Origin of the sequence: Amycolatopsis rifamycinica (genome assembly GCF_000695625.1) — a bacterium.
Classification (GTDB): Bacteria; Actinomycetota; Actinomycetes; order Mycobacteriales; family Pseudonocardiaceae; genus Amycolatopsis; species Amycolatopsis rifamycinica.
In genome coordinates this window covers 83,484-96,950 of the sequence record NZ_JMQI01000006.1, presented here as the reverse complement: position 1 = coordinate 96,950, position 13,467 = coordinate 83,484, and the positions used below count along the sequence as shown (strand labels likewise).

Below are 13,467 nucleotides of genomic sequence, written 5' to 3'. Positions count from 1 at the left end.
GTGGGTACCCACCACGGTGAAGAAGATCGGGGAGGCGAGAACAATGCGGGCGCTGCGAGTGGTCGGACTGCACGAGGACGGGAAGTCCATCGTGCTCGAAGACCCGGCGAGCCGTACTCGTTTCCTGCTCCCGGCTGATGAGCGACTGCGCGCGGCGGCGCGGGGTGACATCGCCCGCCTCGGCCAGATCGAAATCGAGTTGGAGAGCCAGATGCGGCCACGCGAGATCCAGCAGCGCATCCGGGCCGGCGAGTCCGTCGAGCAGGTCGCCGCGAGCGCCGGTGTCTCGACGCAGCGCGTCGAGCGCTACGCCTACCCGGTCCTGCTCGAGCGGTCGCGCACCGCCGAGCTCGCGCAGAGCGCCCACCCCGTCCGCGAAGACGGCCCCGACGTGCAGACGCTCGGGGAGGTCGTCGCGTACAGCTTCGGCGTTCGCGGCCACGACTACTCGCAGGCCACCTGGGACTCCTGGAAGGGCGACGACGGCCGCTGGGTCGTCGTGCTCCGCTGGAAGGCCGGGCGGTCGGACAACCGCGCGCACTGGGCGTTCTCCCCGGGCGCGCACGGTGGCACGGTGACGGCGCTGGACGAGAACGCCGAGGTCCTGCTGGACCCGAACGCCTACCGCGCGCCGCGCACGGTCCGCGCCCTCGAGCCGGCCCGCGAGACGGAGTTCCAGCCGACGCTGGATTCGGCCGAGCCGGAGCGCGCCCAGCTGCCGTCGGCCGAGCCGGACCCGGACGACGACACCCGTGAGATCCCGCGCGTCCCGGTGGATCCGGACGAGGACGCGACGGTGCCGGAGCCACGGCCGAAGGCGAAGAAGAACCACCCGATCGTGCCGTCCTGGGAGGACGTGCTGCTCGGGGTCCGCTCGCAGCGCGGCTAATCCAGCCGCGCGGCGAGTGCCTTCGGCGCCACCAGCCGGTAGGCCTCGCGCACGATCCGGTCGATCTCCGCCCAGTCGACATCGACGTCCAGCCGCACCCCGAGCCAGCCGCGGTGCCCGACGTACGGCGGCCGGAAGAACCGCTCCGGCTCGGTGCGCACCAGTTCCTCCTGCACCCCGGGCGGCGCCGGGCACCAGAACGCGAGCACGTCGTCGTGGTGGTGGTCGGCGAACATCACGAACGTCTTCTTGCCGCGCACGAACCACGTCGGCTCGCCGTGGCTGAGGCGCTCGGTCGTCTCCGGCAGGGCCAGGCACAACTCCCGCAACGCGTCCAGCTGCTCCATCCCGCCAGGTTACGATGTGACGTTGGGGGAGGGAACGATCATGCAGCGTGACCATCGGGCGTGGCTCGTCCGCTTCGGCGAGCTGAGGTACCGGGCGTTCGGCGGCGCGTCCGTCGTCGAGGTGGTGCCCGCGCAGTGGGGCCTGGATCCGGCGACCGTCCGGCAGGCCGCGCACTGGCGCCGGTACCGCGAAACCGCACCGGACCGGGCGGACGCCCTGCGGTTCGAATTCGCGCCGGAGCACTTCCCGCCGCCGTTCGACCACGGCCCGGGCACGGACGCCGACCGGCGGCGGCTCGCGAAGCTGCTCGGCGAACAGGAGCAGTTCTGGGCCAGCTCGCGGAGGCTGCGGCTCGGGCGCGACGACATCGTCGAGGCCGCGGTGGCGGCCGGAATGACCGTGGTCGCCGAAGCCGCCGACGCGACCGACCGGCTCCTGCTGCTGCGCCGGGCCGGGCTGCCCGACGAAGAGCTGCGTCCCCGCACGGCGCCCCGCGGGCTCGCCCCGGGCGTGGTCCCCGGCCTGGCCCTGGTCGTCAGCCTGGCCGGGATCACCGCGGTCGCCTGGTTCGCGGCCGGGTCGCAGTGGCTGGTCCCGCTGCTCCTCGCCGCCGTCCTCCTCCCGGTCGCGGTGCTGGTGCCGGTCCGCGCGGTCGCCGGCCGGTCGCCGCACCTGCCGTGGCTGGACGAGCCGTTCGACGGCCGCCCGCAGGCGATCGTGTCGCCTCCGCCGTCGCTGTCCACCGAGCTGCTCGGCGAAGTCGCTTCGCTCTACGGCTACTTCCACGCCGGCCCGTACCCCGGCACCGGCAGCAAGGACCTGTTGTTCCGGAAAACCCGTCCCGGCCTGGTTTTCGGCACCCCGGCACCGCGGATCGCGGCGTCCTACGAGGTCCCCGCCGGCCCACCGGAGCGCGAGCAGTGGCTGCGCAACCACCTCGAGGGCCGTGACGAGCTGTGGGTGAGCGTCCGGCACGCCAGGCTGACGACGGCCCGCATCGCCGAAATCGCGAGCGGCGAGGGCCTGCGCCCGGTCGCGGAGTTCGCCGACAGCACCGACCGGATCCTGCTGCTGCGACGCGGAACGGCGGTCCCCGCGCGGAAGATCCGCATGTCGTACACCGGTTTTCTCGCCCCGGCGGTGTGGGTCCTGCTGTGCCTCGGCGGCGGTGTCATCCCGGCGCTGCTGGCCGGCGAGGACCGCATCGTGGCGATCGGCTTCTTCCTCGCCGTGATCGGGGTGCCGCCGCTGATGTGGGTGCTCCGGATCTTCCCGCGCTCGGTGCGCGTCGGCTGGCTGGCCGGCGAGTTCGACGGCAGTGCCGGCGTGACCTTCTTCTCCGGCCAGTTCGGCGTCTCCCCCGAACTGGTCCGGCAGATCGCCGCGTTCCACGGCTACGCCTTCCGCAGCCGGACGGTGACCCAGGCGCAGGGCACGCTCGTCACCTACGCCCGGTTCCGCTAAAAAGCGATCACCAGCACGCCGATCCACGCGATCACGACGCCGACCGCCGCGCCGTAGGCGGCCCAGCGCAGGATCGGGGTGCGGCGGATCAGCCACAGCGACGGCGTGATCCCGGCCGTCACGATCACCGAAGCCGCCAGCGCCAGCCAGCCGCTGGTCTCGCGGGCCAGCGTCGAGGCCAGGGCCAGCATGGCCACGACGACCACGGCCGCGATGAACGCCGAGACCGTCAGCCCGGTCAGCCACGGCGTCGGCTCGCCGGGCGGGCCGGGCGGCCCGAGCACCGCGCGGACGAACCGGTGGCCGGGCTCGGTGGACGGCGGGGGCGGCTCGACGACCGTGTCTTCGCCGGTCACCGGGTCCACGAACCGCACCGTCGTGCCCATCACCGCGGCCAGCCGGGCGGCCAGCTGACGGCCACGCTGCGAGACCACCGCGCCCGCCTCGGCACCGGGGTCGGCGGTGACCGCGGCCGCCACGCGCGCCCACTCGTGCAGGGCCTGGGCCAGGTCGGCGCCGATCGCGAGCTTGTGCGGGTCCACTTCGCGTGCGTGCTCCCCGCCCGGGCCGGCCAGCACGGCGCGCTCGTCCCGGATCCGCAGCTCCATGGTGCCCCTTCCCGCCTCGGAGACCAGAACTTTAGCCGCCCCGGGCCAGTTCGTAGAAGGCAACGGCGGCAGCGGTGGCGATGTTCAGTGAATCGACTCCCGCCGGCATGGGTATCCGGACGGCATGATCAGCCGCCGCGAGCGCCGTCTCGGTCAGTCCCGGGCCTTCGGCGCCGAAGAGCAACGCCACCCGTCCGGGCGCGTGCTCCCGCAGCGTGGACAACGGGATCGAGCCCGGCCGCGGGGTGAACGCCGCGATGGCGAACCCGCGCGCCCGCAGGTCGTCGAGCCCGCCCGGCCAGTCCGTCAGGTGCCCGAACGGCACGCGCAGGACGTGGCCCATCGACACGCGCACGCTGCGCCGGTACAGCGGGTCGGAGCAGCCGGGGCCGAGCAGCACGCCGCCGACGCCGAGCGCGGCCGCGTTGCGGAAGAGCGCGCCGAGGTTCTCGTGGTCGCCGACGCCTTCCAGCACGGCGATCGGCCCGGTGCCGCCGACGACTTCGGCGACGGTCAGTGGCGCGGGCCGGTCGGCGACGGCCAGGATCCCGCGGTTGAGGTGGAACCCGACCACGTCGGCCATGGTTTCGGCGGAGGCGACGTACTGCGGCACGTCGAGCCCGGCCAGGTCTCCGGCCAGCTCCGCGAACCGCCGCTGGACGCCCAGCAAGGCTCGTACCGGGTAGCGGGACGCCAGCAACCGGGACACCACGACGGTGCCCTCGGCGATGACGAGCCCCCGGCCACCGGGCCGGTCGGGCCGACGGTCCGCAGTGGACAGGTCGCGGAAATCGTCGACGCGGGGATCGCCGGAGTGGTCGATGTGGATCACGCCCATCCACCCAGTCTGTCACCCGCTTGCCGGGCGCTTCACTGGTCCGAACGTCCACTGGATCGTGGTACGAACGGGCTTACCCCGCAGTGGGTTAACCGACCGTGACGGACAGCACCAGTTTGGCCGCTAGCCGGGCTGCATCGCCTGTGTAACGGTTGTCCGCCGGGGCCTGAACACGTCCTAGTCCACGCCGACACGAAGCAGGGATGGTCATGGGGATGGACCTCGAGGCTCAGCCGCTCAACACGCTGGACCGAGGACGGTACCGCCGCAAAGTGCAGCGCTGCCTGGACACGCTGGCCCGCATGCTCACCGACGGCAGTTTTTCGTTCCCCCGCAAGAACATCGGCCTCGAAGTCGAACTGAACCTCGTCGACCGCGAGCTGCGCCCGTCGATGACGAACACCGCGGTGCTGGAGGCGCTCGACGACCCGTCGTTCACCACCGAGCTGGGCCAGCACAACATCGAGCTGAACGTCCCGCCGCGGCCGCTGGCCGGCGATTCGGCGCTCCAGCTCGAAGACGACCTGCGCGCGTACCTCGACATCGCGGCGACGAAGGCGCGTGACACCGGCTCGTCGCTGGCGATGATCGGCATCCTGCCGACGCTGAAGCACGAGCACTTCGACCAGAAGTGGCTCACCAACAAGATCCGGTACTCCACGCTGAACGACCAGATCTTCGCCGCCCGCGGCGAACGCACGGTGCTCGCCATGGAAGGCGTGGCGCTGCCGGGCCAGCAGCCCGAACGCCTGCGCAGCTACGCGGAGTCGATCCTGCCGGAGGCCGCGTGCACCAGCGTGCAGCTGCACCTGCAGGTCGCGCCCGAGGAGTTCGCCGCGCACTGGAACGCGGCGCAGTGCCTGGCCGGGCTGCAGATCGCCCTCGCGTCGAATTCGCCGTTCCTGCTCGGCAAGGCGCTCTGGCACGAGACGCGGATCCCGCTCTTCCTGCAGGCGACCGACACCCGGCCGGAGGAGCTGAAGAACCAGGGCGTGCGGCCGCGGGTGTGGTTCGGCGAGCGCTGGATCACGTCGATCTTCGACCTGTTCGAGGAGAACGTCCGCTACTTCCCCGGCCTGCTCCCGGAAACCGACGCCGAAGACCCGATCGAAGCGCTCGACGCGGGCCAGGCGCCGAAGCTCACCGAGCTGCGCATGCACAACGGCACGATCTGGCGCTGGAACCGCCCGGTGTACGACGTCGTCGACGGCCTGCCGCACCTGCGCGTGGAAAACCGGGTGCTGCCGGCCGGCCCGACGGTGGTCGACACGGTGGCCAACGCGGCCTTCTTCTACGGCGCCCAGCGCGCGCTGGCGGAGGCCGAACGCCCGGTGTGGAGCCAGATGTCGTTCCAGGCCGCCGAGGAAAACCTCTACGCGGGCGCGCGGCGCGGCTTCGACGGGCAGCTGTACTGGCCGGGCATCGGCTGGATCCCGCCGGACGAGCTGGCGCTGCGCGTGCTGCTGCCGCTCGCCCACGAGGGCCTGCGCCGCTCCGACGTCTCCGACGAAGCCCGCGAGCGCTACCTCGGGATCATCGAGCGCCGGTGCCTGGCGCGGCGGACCGGGGCGACCTGGCAGCGTGACTACGTCCTGCGCGCCCAGGAGCGCGGGCTGGACCGCGAGGCGGCGCTCAGCCTGATGCTGGGGCGCTACCTGGAACTTTCGGAGGCCGGCGAACCGGTCCACACCTGGTCCGTCACCGATTGACTCCGCCGCACAAAGCGGCACTTTCACGTGAAAGTGCCGCTTGCGGCTAGCCTGGGCGGATGCCGAAGATTCTCGGTGAGTCACTGGAGGCGCACCGGCGCGAGGTGCGGTCCCGGGTCTTCGACGTCCTGCGCGCGCAGCTCTACGAGCGCGGGTTCGACGCGATCACCCTGGCCGGCGTCGCGTCGGCGGCCGGCGTCGGCCGGACAGCGCTGTACAACCACTTCCCCGACAAGGAGAGCCTGCTGGTCGCCTTCGTCGAGGACGAGGCGGCCCGGTACGTCACGCGGCTGACCGAAGCGGTCGAGGCCCAGGCCGACCCGGTCGACCAGCTGGCCACGTTCGTCCGGCTCCAGCTGCGCGTGCTGGCCGAGTACCACATGCCGCCGGGCACGGCGCTCGCGTCGGCGCTCGCCCCGGCGGCGTACCGGCGCATCAGCGCGCACGCCGACCCGATCACCGACCGCCTGCGCGCCATCCTCGCCGGCGGCGTCGACCTGGGCCGCTGGCCGGCCGAGGACCCGGACGTCCTGATCCCGATGATCACCGCGGCGCTGGGCAACCGAACGCTGGTCGAAGGCCCGGCCGGCCAGCTGGAAGACGTCGTCGAGGCGGCGGTGCGGTTCGTCCTGCGTGCGGTCGGCGCGACAGTTTAGGGTGGCCTAAGTCCGATTCATGCCCTACGATCTTTCTGACAGCGTGTCAGATCGATCGCCGGGAGGCCTGCTCATGTCGGTGACCACGGACGCCCGCCCGTTCTCGGCGACCCTGCGCGCGTCGACCCTCGAGGTCCACGACCGGGCCAACTACTCGACGTACATGCGCGCCCTGCTCGGCGGGGAACTGACCCAGGACGGCTATACCCAGCTGGCGATCCAGTACTACTTCATCTACGGCGCGATCGAGGCGGCGAGCGACGCCATGGCCGGCGACCCCGTCGGCGGCGAGTTCGTCTTCGACGAGCTGCGGCGGCTGCCGAACCTCGAGCGCGACCTCGCCCACCTGGCCGGGCCCGGCTGGCGCTCGACGATCTCCCCGCTCGCCTCCACCCGCGAGTACGTGGCCCGGATCCGTGAGGCGTCGACGTGGGCCGGCGGGTACGTCGCCCACCACTACACGCGCTACCTCGGCGACATCGCCGGCGGCCAGGTCATCCGGCGGACGCTCGAGAAGAACTACGACGTCGCCGAGGCCGGCGCGCTCTTCTACCACTTCGACGGCATCGCCAGCGCCCCTCGCTTCCGCGACACCTATCGCGCGAAGCTGGACAACGCACCGTGGGACGAAGCCGAGCGCGCCCGCGTGATCGACGAGACGCTGGTGGCGTTCGAGTGCAACGTCGCGGTGTTCGAGGAACTGGCTTCCCGGCTCGACGAGTTCCGTGCCTGATCTCACAGGGCGTTGACCTCCAGTTAGGTCCAAGTTGCAGGCTCGGTTTCGGGTGGTGCGCCTCCGGGGTACGCCACCTGCGAGCCGGTCATCCCACGCGGTGATCACGACATGCCCCCGCTCGCCGCGGAGGGGCGTGTGCTACTAGGTTCGGTACCGGAAACTTGTGTCGAAGACAGAAGGAGGGCCAATGGCCCGCTACGAGCTGCCCGATCTCGACTACGACTACGGCGCCCTCGCGCCGCACATCTCCGGCGAGATCAACGAGCTGCACCACAGCAAGCACCACGCGACCTACGTCAAGGGCGCGAACGACACGCTCGACAAGATCGCCGAAGCGCGCGACGCCGGCAACTTCGGTGACATCGTCGGCCTGCAGACCACGCTCGCCTTCCACCTGGCCGGGCACGCCAACCACGTCGTCTGGTGGAAGATCCTGTCGCCGGAAGGCGGCGACAAGCCGACCGGTGAGCTGGCCGCGGCGATCGACGAGGCGTTCGGCTCCTTCGACAAGTTCAAGGCGCAGTTCACCGCCGTCGCGACGACCATCCAGGGCAACGGCTGGGCCGCGCTCTCCTGGGACCCGATCGGCAAGACGCTGATCACCCAGCAGCTGCGCGACCACCACAACAACCTGGTGCTGCCGACCACGCCGATCCTGCTGGTCGACGTCTGGGAGCACGCGTTCTACCTGGACTACAAGAACGTGAAGCCGAAGTACGTCGAGGCCCTGTGGAACATCTTCAACTGGGCCGAGATCAGCAAGCGCTTCGACAACGCGGTCGCCGGCGGCAACGGCCTGCTGCTCGGCTGAGCTTCTGCGGCAACGGGGTCCTCCACCACGGAGGGCCCCGTTTTTCGTCGCCGGCGAAAACGCCTTGACCTCGAGCACGGTCGAGGTGTTTCAGTGGACGGCATGGACATCGACGCGTACCTGGACCGCCTCGGCGTCGCCCGCCCGGCGGCGCCCGACCTCGCGACGCTGCGCCACCTGCAGGAACGCCACCTGGCCGCGGTGCCGTTCGAGAACCTGAGCAGCCACCTCGGGGAACCGGTCGTCCTGGACGAGGAGGCGTTGTTCGGCAAGATCGTGCACCGCCGCCGAGGCGGGTTCTGCTACGAGCTGAACGGGCTGTTCGCGGCGCTCCTGCGCGCGCTGGGCTACGACGCTTCGCTGCACGCGGCCCAGGTCTTCCGCCCGGACGGCACGCTCGGCCCGCCGCTGGACCACGCGGCGATCGTCGTGTCGCTGGACTCGGCGGACTGGCTGGTGGACGTCGGTTTCGGCCGCTTCGCCCGGCACCCGCTGGACCTGTCGGCCGTGGAGGCTCAGCGGGACCCCGACGGCGAGTTCCTCGTCCTGGACGCTCCCCACGGCGACCTCGACGTCCTGCTGGACGGCAAGCCGCAGTACCGCCTGGAGCGCCGCCCGCGCCCGCTGGCCGACTTCGTCCCGATGGCGTGGTGGCAGACGACGTCCCCGGAGTCCCACTTCACCCGGTCGCTGACGTGCTCGCGCCTGACGTCACAGGGCCGCGTGACGCTGTCGGGCGGCAAGCTGATCGAGACAGTCGACGGAGTGCGGAACGAGATCCGCCTGGCCACTCCGGAGGCGATCCGGGCGGCCTACCGCGTGTACTTCGGGATGACGTTGACGCGCCTGCCGGTACCACCCGGCGAGAGTCCCTTGACTGACGACGTGCCCCAGCCGGACACTGCCCTGACGTGAACGAAGCCCCGGCCTGGGGTTTTCCCAGGTCCGGGGCTCCGTCCGTTCCCGAACTGACTGCCGCTCCCACCACGAAGCGGACATGTATGAGGTTAGCCTAACCTCATCTGCGAGGGCAAGAGGTGGGTCGCGGAGACTCGGATCTCACTCTTCCGGGGGACATCGAGGCGCGAGCCGCCGGTTTTTGTCGGTGCCCGTCGATACGGTCACGCCATGGAAACGAACCGATACCTTCAGTCAGACCTTCGTCCGCTTGAGCACGCGCAGGCCCAGGCCGCGCTTCACCGGCCAGGAAATCCCGCCTCGCCGGATCAGCACGACCGCGCACACCACCGCGGCCAGCGCCGAAACCGCGCCGCCGATGTAGAACGGAGACCGCCCCCCGAACTCGTTCGCCATCCACCCCACCATCGGGCCGCCGATCGGGTTGCCGCCGATGAGCACCAGCACATAGAGGCCCATCACGCGGCCGCGCATTTCGGGGCTGACCGACGTCTGCACCAGCGCGTTCGCCGTGTTGAGGAACGTCATCGTGGCGAAGCCGAGCGGGATCAGGCCGAGGCCGAACGTCAGGTACGTCGGCATGAACGCCGTGGTCAGCTCGAACACGCCGAGGAAGAACGCCGACACGAGCATCAGCCGGACCCGCGGCCGCCCCTTGGTGCCGCGCCGGGCGGACATCACCGCGCCGGTGAAGGTGCCGACCGCGACCAGCGTCGACAACAGGCCGTAGCCGTCGGCCGCGGTGTGGAACACGTTCGCCGCGACGATCGGGAGCGAGCTGAAGTACGTGATGCCGAACGTGCTGACGAACAGCACGAGCACCATCACCGTCATCAGGTCCGACCGGCGCCGCACGTACCGCAGGCCCTCGGCCAGCTGACCCTTCTCGCGCGGCACCGCGGCGACGCGGAACAGCTTGTCCGGGTTCATCAGGACCAGCCCGGTGATCACCGCGACCGTGCTGAGCGCGTTCGCGATGAACAGCCAGCCGGTGCCGATCCAGGTGATCGCGAACCCGGCGATCGCCGGGCCGACGATCCGCGCCATGTTGAAGATCGAGGAGTTCAGCGCGACGGCGTTGGCCACCTGGTCGCGGCCCACCATCTCGGCGACGAACGACTGCCGCGTCGGCACTTCCAGCGCCGCCGTCACACCGAGCGTGAAGCACAGGACGTAGACGTGCCACAGCGCGGCGATCCCGCTCAGGTCGAGCACGCCGAGGATCACGGCCTGCGAACACGCCGCGACCTGGATCCAGGTGAGCAGCCGCCGCTTGTCGACGCGGTCGGCGAGGACGCCGGCCCACAGGGAAAGGAACAGCGTCGGCGTGAACTGCAGCGCGACGGCGATGCCGAGGGCGATCGGGTTGTTGCCGCTGAGGGTGAACACCAGCCAGTCCTGGGCGATGCGCTGCATCCAGGTGCCGATGTTCGAGATGACCTGGCCGGTGAAGAACAGCCGGTAGTTGCGCACGCGCAGCGACGCGAACATGCTGCGGCGCGTGGACGGGGACGGCGGTGACGCGGACGGCGGTGAGGCCGTCTCCCGGGTAGCAGTGGTCTGTGTCGAACGCTTCGTTTCGCTACCCGTGGCCGTCACCGTGGTTAGTTCCCCGCCATCCTGTCTATGATTTCGGCGGCTTGGGAGAGCACTTCGCGCTCTTCGTCGCCGAGGTCCGCCAACTTCCGGTCCAGCCACGCCTCCCGCACGGAGATGGCCTTGTGCACGTAGGCCAGCCCGCTGTCGGACAGTTCGACGATGGCCTGCCTGCCATCGGTCGGGTGCGGGCGCCGTTCGACGAACCCCAGCTCCTCGAGCGCGGCGATCACCCTCGTCATCGAAGGTGGCTGGACGCCTTCCTTCGCGGCGAGCTGACCCGGGGTCAGCGCACCGCACTTGTGCAGGGTGGACAGCGCGGCGACCTGCGTCAGCGTGAGGTCGTCCCCGATGCGCTGTGCCCGCAGCCGGCGGTTGAGCCGGACCACCGCGAGACGCAGACGGCTCGCCAAGGAGCGTTCGTGCGTGTCGCCGGACATATAGTTAGCATACCTTACGAAACACCGGCCACACGGGTGATCTCCGTCAAGCCACAACCGGGAACACGGCCGCGCGTCTTCCTGCTGATCGAGAAACGGGGGAGCCGGATGAACAAGAAGCTGGTGGGCTCGGCCGTCGTCGGCGCGGCGGTCCTGGCGGTCGTGGCGGCGCAGTTCCTGAGCGGGTCCGACCCCGCCCCGGCGGCCGCCCCACCGCCGACGCCGGCGCCGGCGTCGGCTCCGGCTCCGGCGATCGTCCGGGGCTCGTTGGAGATCTACCCGCTTTCGGACGCGACCGGTCCCGGCTCGGCGATCGAGATCCCGGTGCCGTCGTCCTGGGCCGTGAGCCGCGACAAGGAACGCGCGAGCTACCGCCAGGGCGACCTTCTGCTCGAGACCGACCGGGTGCCGATCACCCAGGAGGACGCCCTCGGCGGGCTCCGGTCGGTGGCCGGCGGCCAGGGTGGCACCGTGGTCGGGCACGCCCCGATCGCCGACCGCGACGCCGCGGAATGGGACTACACCTACGCGCGCGACGGCGTGCCGCGGCGGGTGACCGTGGTCGGCCTCGGAGCCGGCGACGCCTTGGTGACGGTGCGGTTCGAGGCCCCGGTCGCCGAGTTCGAGCGCAACCGGGGTGTCCTCGACGAAGCCCTGAAGATCAGGAGCTGAATCAGCGGAACGCCGCCTGGAGCGGCCCGACCGCGAAGTACGCCACGAAGGCCAGCGCGATGACCCACATCAGCGGGTGCACCTGGCGGGCCTTGCCGGTGGCCGCACGGATGACGACGTAGCTGACGAAGCCGGCGCCGATGCCGTTCGCGATCGAGTAGGTGAACGGCATCACGACGATGGTCAGGAACGCCGGCAGCGCGATCGAGTAATCGGTGAAGTCGATGTCGCGGACCTGCGACATCAGCATCGCGCCGACGACGACCAGCGCCGGGGCGGCCGCCTCGACCGGCACCACCTGGTACAGCGGGGTCAGGAACATCGCGGCGAGGAACAGCACGCCGGTGACGACGTTCGCCAGCCCGGTCCGCGCGCCCTCGGCGATACCGGACGCCGACTCCACGAACACCGTGTTCGAGCTGGCCGAGCCGAAGCCGCCGGCCGCGCCCGCGAGGCCCTCGACGAACAGCGCCTTGCCGACGTTGGGCAGCTGGCCGTCCTCCGGGAGCAGGTCGGCCTCCTTGGCGAGGCCGGTCATGGTGCCCATCGCGTCGAAGAAGTCGGCCAGGACCAGCGTGAACACCAGCAGGCAGACGGTGATGATCGGCAGCCGCGTCCAGGCGCCGAACGAGACGTCGCCGACCAGCGAGAGGTTCGGCAGGCCCAGGACCTGGTCCGGCAGCGCCGGGTAGCCGAGGTTCCAGCCCTTCGGGTTCGTGCCCCGCGACGGCCCGGCGTTGACGATCGCCTCGACGACGATGGCCAGCACGGTCGAGGTCAGCACGCCGATCAGGATCGCGCCCTTGACCTTGCGGACGACCAGGATGCCGGTGACGAGCAGGCCGACGACGAACACCGCGGTCGGCCAGGAGGCGATCGAGCCGTTGATGCCGAGGCCGACCGGGACGGTGGTGTTCGCGGCGTCCGGGAGCCGGCGCACGAACCCGGCGTCGACCAGGCCGATCAGGCAGATGAACACGCCGATGCCGACGGCGATCGCCGACTTCAGCGCGGCGGGCACGGCGCGGAACACCGCGGTGCGGAACCCGGTGAGCACCAGCAGGACGATGATCACGCCCTCGATGACGACCAGGCCCATCGCCTCGGGCCAGGTCATCTGCGGGGCGATGGTGACCGCGACCAGGCTGTTGATGCCCAGGCCGGTCGCGATGGCGAACGGGTAGTTCGCGATCAGGCCCATGAGGATGGTCAGCACGCCGGCGACGAGCGCGGTCACCGCGGCGACCTGCGGCACCGGCAGGATGCCGCCGAGGACGTCCTTGTGCGCGCCCGCGTCGTCGGCCGAGAAGCTGCCGATGATGAGCGGGTTCAGCACCACGATGTAGGCCATCGTGACGAAGGTGACCAGGCCGCCGCGCAGTTCGCGCGACACGGTCGACCCCCGCTCGGTGATCTTGAAGAACCGGTCCAGTGTGGACGTCCCGGTGCGGGTCGTCTCCTGCTCCGCCATTCGCCTGCCCATTCTCTCGCTGCTGCGGAGTACCCTGCACCTCGTGAGTGAACCGATCAATCCACCGGAGGTTACGGGCTCGTTGCGGCCCACGCCGGAGCTGCCCAAAAGGCTGACCGACCTGACGCCGGTGGTGATCGTAGGCACCTCGATCTGGGCTGTCGCGCTGGTGGTGCTCTTCTTCACGACTTCTGGGCTGCTGGTGCAGACGGCGCTGTCCGGTTTCGCGCTCGGCTTCGTCGGCCTGGCGATCATCGCCTGGCAGCGCGCCGCCGCCCGCCGCGGCTCGAAGTCGGCGCAGCGCCTCTGAC

The 13,467-nt window shown here is 70.8% G+C and carries 15 protein-coding genes; 9 read left to right on the top strand and 6 right to left on the bottom strand.

Annotated elements, in window-relative coordinates:
- Nucleotides 1-43 precede the first annotated feature (43 nt).
- Entirely contained in the window at nt 44-889 is an 846-nt protein-coding gene (gene sepH, locus DV20_RS03655; protein ID WP_043776422.1) for a septation protein SepH, read from the top strand.
- On the opposite strand, the gene DV20_RS03650 is transcribed toward sepH, so the two are convergent.
- Nucleotides 886-1,236, bottom strand: a complete 351-nt coding sequence (locus DV20_RS03650) for an MmcQ/YjbR family DNA-binding protein (RefSeq protein WP_043776419.1) — start codon at nt 1,234-1,236, stop codon at nt 886-888. The genes sepH and DV20_RS03650 overlap by 4 nt on opposite strands.
- A gap of 40 nt (nt 1,237-1,276) precedes the next feature.
- Between DV20_RS03650 and DV20_RS03645 the strand changes: the two genes are divergently transcribed.
- Nucleotides 1,277-2,701 (top strand): hypothetical protein, encoded by a 1,425-nt coding sequence (locus DV20_RS03645; protein ID WP_043776417.1) that lies wholly within the window; start codon nt 1,277-1,279, stop codon nt 2,699-2,701.
- Here DV20_RS03645 and DV20_RS03640 read toward each other — a convergent pair.
- Both DV20_RS03640 and DV20_RS03635 read right to left on the bottom strand, forming a co-directional pair.
- Nucleotides 2,698-3,309 carry a DUF2537 domain-containing protein gene (locus tag DV20_RS03640; RefSeq protein ID WP_043776416.1) on the bottom strand — a complete coding sequence of 204 codons (612 nt, stop codon included), beginning with the start codon at nt 3,307-3,309 and terminating at the stop codon, nt 2,698-2,700. The two genes, DV20_RS03645 and DV20_RS03640, sit on opposite strands and share 4 nt — an antisense overlap.
- 31 nt (nt 3,310-3,340) lie before the next feature.
- Nucleotides 3,341-4,147 carry a TrmH family RNA methyltransferase gene (locus tag DV20_RS03635; protein WP_043776415.1) on the bottom strand — a complete coding sequence of 269 codons (807 nt, stop codon included), beginning with the start codon at nt 4,145-4,147 and terminating at the stop codon, nt 3,341-3,343.
- A 209-nt stretch (nt 4,148-4,356) separates the two neighbouring features.
- Here DV20_RS03635 and DV20_RS03630 point away from each other — a divergent pair, with 209 nt between their 5' ends.
- The 5 genes from DV20_RS03630 (at nt 4,357) to DV20_RS03610 (ending at nt 8,974) form a co-directional block, all read left to right on the top strand.
- Entirely contained in the window at nt 4,357-5,856 is a 1,500-nt protein-coding gene (locus DV20_RS03630) for a glutamate-cysteine ligase family protein (RefSeq protein ID WP_235190691.1), read from the top strand.
- Between the two features lie 59 nt (nt 5,857-5,915).
- A complete protein-coding gene (locus tag DV20_RS03625; RefSeq protein WP_043776413.1) occupies nt 5,916-6,512 on the top strand; it encodes a TetR/AcrR family transcriptional regulator in 597 nt (198 codons plus the stop codon).
- Between the two features lie 73 nt (nt 6,513-6,585).
- Entirely contained in the window at nt 6,586-7,245 is a 660-nt protein-coding gene (locus DV20_RS03620) for a biliverdin-producing heme oxygenase (RefSeq protein WP_043776411.1), read from the top strand.
- A 190-nt stretch (nt 7,246-7,435) separates the two neighbouring features.
- A complete protein-coding gene (locus DV20_RS03615) occupies nt 7,436-8,059 on the top strand; it encodes a superoxide dismutase (protein ID WP_043776409.1) in 624 nt (207 codons plus the stop codon).
- A 102-nt stretch (nt 8,060-8,161) separates the two neighbouring features.
- Nucleotides 8,162-8,974 carry an arylamine N-acetyltransferase family protein gene (locus DV20_RS03610; RefSeq protein WP_043776482.1) on the top strand — a complete coding sequence of 271 codons (813 nt, stop codon included), beginning with the start codon at nt 8,162-8,164 and terminating at the stop codon, nt 8,972-8,974.
- A 237-nt stretch (nt 8,975-9,211) separates the two neighbouring features.
- Here the strand turns inward: DV20_RS03610 and DV20_RS03605 are convergent, their stop codons facing one another.
- Together DV20_RS03605 and DV20_RS03600 are read right to left on the bottom strand one after the other, a co-directional pair.
- Entirely contained in the window at nt 9,212-10,468 is a 1,257-nt protein-coding gene (locus tag DV20_RS03605; RefSeq protein ID WP_043776407.1) for an MFS transporter, read from the bottom strand.
- 113 nt (nt 10,469-10,581) lie between these two features.
- Nucleotides 10,582-11,013 (bottom strand): MarR family winged helix-turn-helix transcriptional regulator, encoded by a 432-nt coding sequence (locus DV20_RS03600; protein WP_043776405.1) that lies wholly within the window; start codon nt 11,011-11,013, stop codon nt 10,582-10,584.
- A gap of 108 nt (nt 11,014-11,121) precedes the next feature.
- Here DV20_RS03600 and DV20_RS03595 point away from each other — a divergent pair, with 108 nt between their 5' ends.
- The gene (locus DV20_RS03595) at nt 11,122-11,685 is read left to right on the top strand and encodes a hypothetical protein (RefSeq protein ID WP_043776403.1); all 564 of its coding nucleotides are present in this window, start codon (nt 11,122-11,124) and stop codon (nt 11,683-11,685) included.
- Between the two features lies 1 nt (nt 11,686).
- Here DV20_RS03595 and DV20_RS03590 read toward each other — a convergent pair whose 3' ends face one another.
- Nucleotides 11,687-13,156 (bottom strand): NCS2 family permease, encoded by a 1,470-nt coding sequence (locus DV20_RS03590; RefSeq protein ID WP_043776400.1) that lies wholly within the window; start codon nt 13,154-13,156, stop codon nt 11,687-11,689.
- Between the two features lie 82 nt (nt 13,157-13,238).
- On the opposite strand from DV20_RS03590, the gene DV20_RS03585 reads away from it, so the two are divergent.
- Nucleotides 13,239-13,466, top strand: coding sequence for a DUF2530 domain-containing protein (locus tag DV20_RS03585; RefSeq protein ID WP_043776398.1), 228 nt, complete (start codon nt 13,239-13,241; stop codon nt 13,464-13,466).
- The last annotated feature ends 1 nt before the right edge of the window (nt 13,467 follow it).

What these genes read in the sequence shown, in the direction of transcription:
- sepH (WP_043776422.1), top strand. Translation starts at nt 44, where the DNA reads ATGCGGGCGCTGCGAGTGGTCGGACTGCACGAGGACGGGAAGTCCATC.
- DV20_RS03650 (WP_043776419.1), bottom strand. Translation starts at nt 1,236, where the DNA reads ATGGAGCAGCTGGACGCGTTGCGGGAGTTGTGCCTGGCCCTGCCGGAG.
- DV20_RS03645 (WP_043776417.1), top strand. Translation starts at nt 1,277, where the DNA reads ATGCAGCGTGACCATCGGGCGTGGCTCGTCCGCTTCGGCGAGCTGAGG.
- DV20_RS03640 (WP_043776416.1), bottom strand. Translation starts at nt 3,309, where the DNA reads ATGGAGCTGCGGATCCGGGACGAGCGCGCCGTGCTGGCCGGCCCGGGC.
- DV20_RS03635 (WP_043776415.1), bottom strand. Translation starts at nt 4,147, where the DNA reads ATGGGCGTGATCCACATCGACCACTCCGGCGATCCCCGCGTCGACGAT.
- DV20_RS03630 (WP_235190691.1), top strand. Translation starts at nt 4,357, where the DNA reads ATGGGGATGGACCTCGAGGCTCAGCCGCTCAACACGCTGGACCGAGGA.
- DV20_RS03625 (WP_043776413.1), top strand. Translation starts at nt 5,916, where the DNA reads ATGCCGAAGATTCTCGGTGAGTCACTGGAGGCGCACCGGCGCGAGGTG.
- DV20_RS03620 (WP_043776411.1), top strand. Translation starts at nt 6,586, where the DNA reads ATGTCGGTGACCACGGACGCCCGCCCGTTCTCGGCGACCCTGCGCGCG.
- DV20_RS03615 (WP_043776409.1), top strand. Translation starts at nt 7,436, where the DNA reads ATGGCCCGCTACGAGCTGCCCGATCTCGACTACGACTACGGCGCCCTC.
- DV20_RS03610 (WP_043776482.1), top strand. Translation starts at nt 8,162, where the DNA reads ATGGACATCGACGCGTACCTGGACCGCCTCGGCGTCGCCCGCCCGGCG.
- DV20_RS03605 (WP_043776407.1), bottom strand. Translation starts at nt 10,468, where the DNA reads ATGTTCGCGTCGCTGCGCGTGCGCAACTACCGGCTGTTCTTCACCGGC.
- DV20_RS03600 (WP_043776405.1), bottom strand. Translation starts at nt 11,013, where the DNA reads ATGTCCGGCGACACGCACGAACGCTCCTTGGCGAGCCGTCTGCGTCTC.
- DV20_RS03595 (WP_043776403.1), top strand. Translation starts at nt 11,122, where the DNA reads ATGAACAAGAAGCTGGTGGGCTCGGCCGTCGTCGGCGCGGCGGTCCTG.
- DV20_RS03590 (WP_043776400.1), bottom strand. Translation starts at nt 13,156, where the DNA reads ATGGCGGAGCAGGAGACGACCCGCACCGGGACGTCCACACTGGACCGG.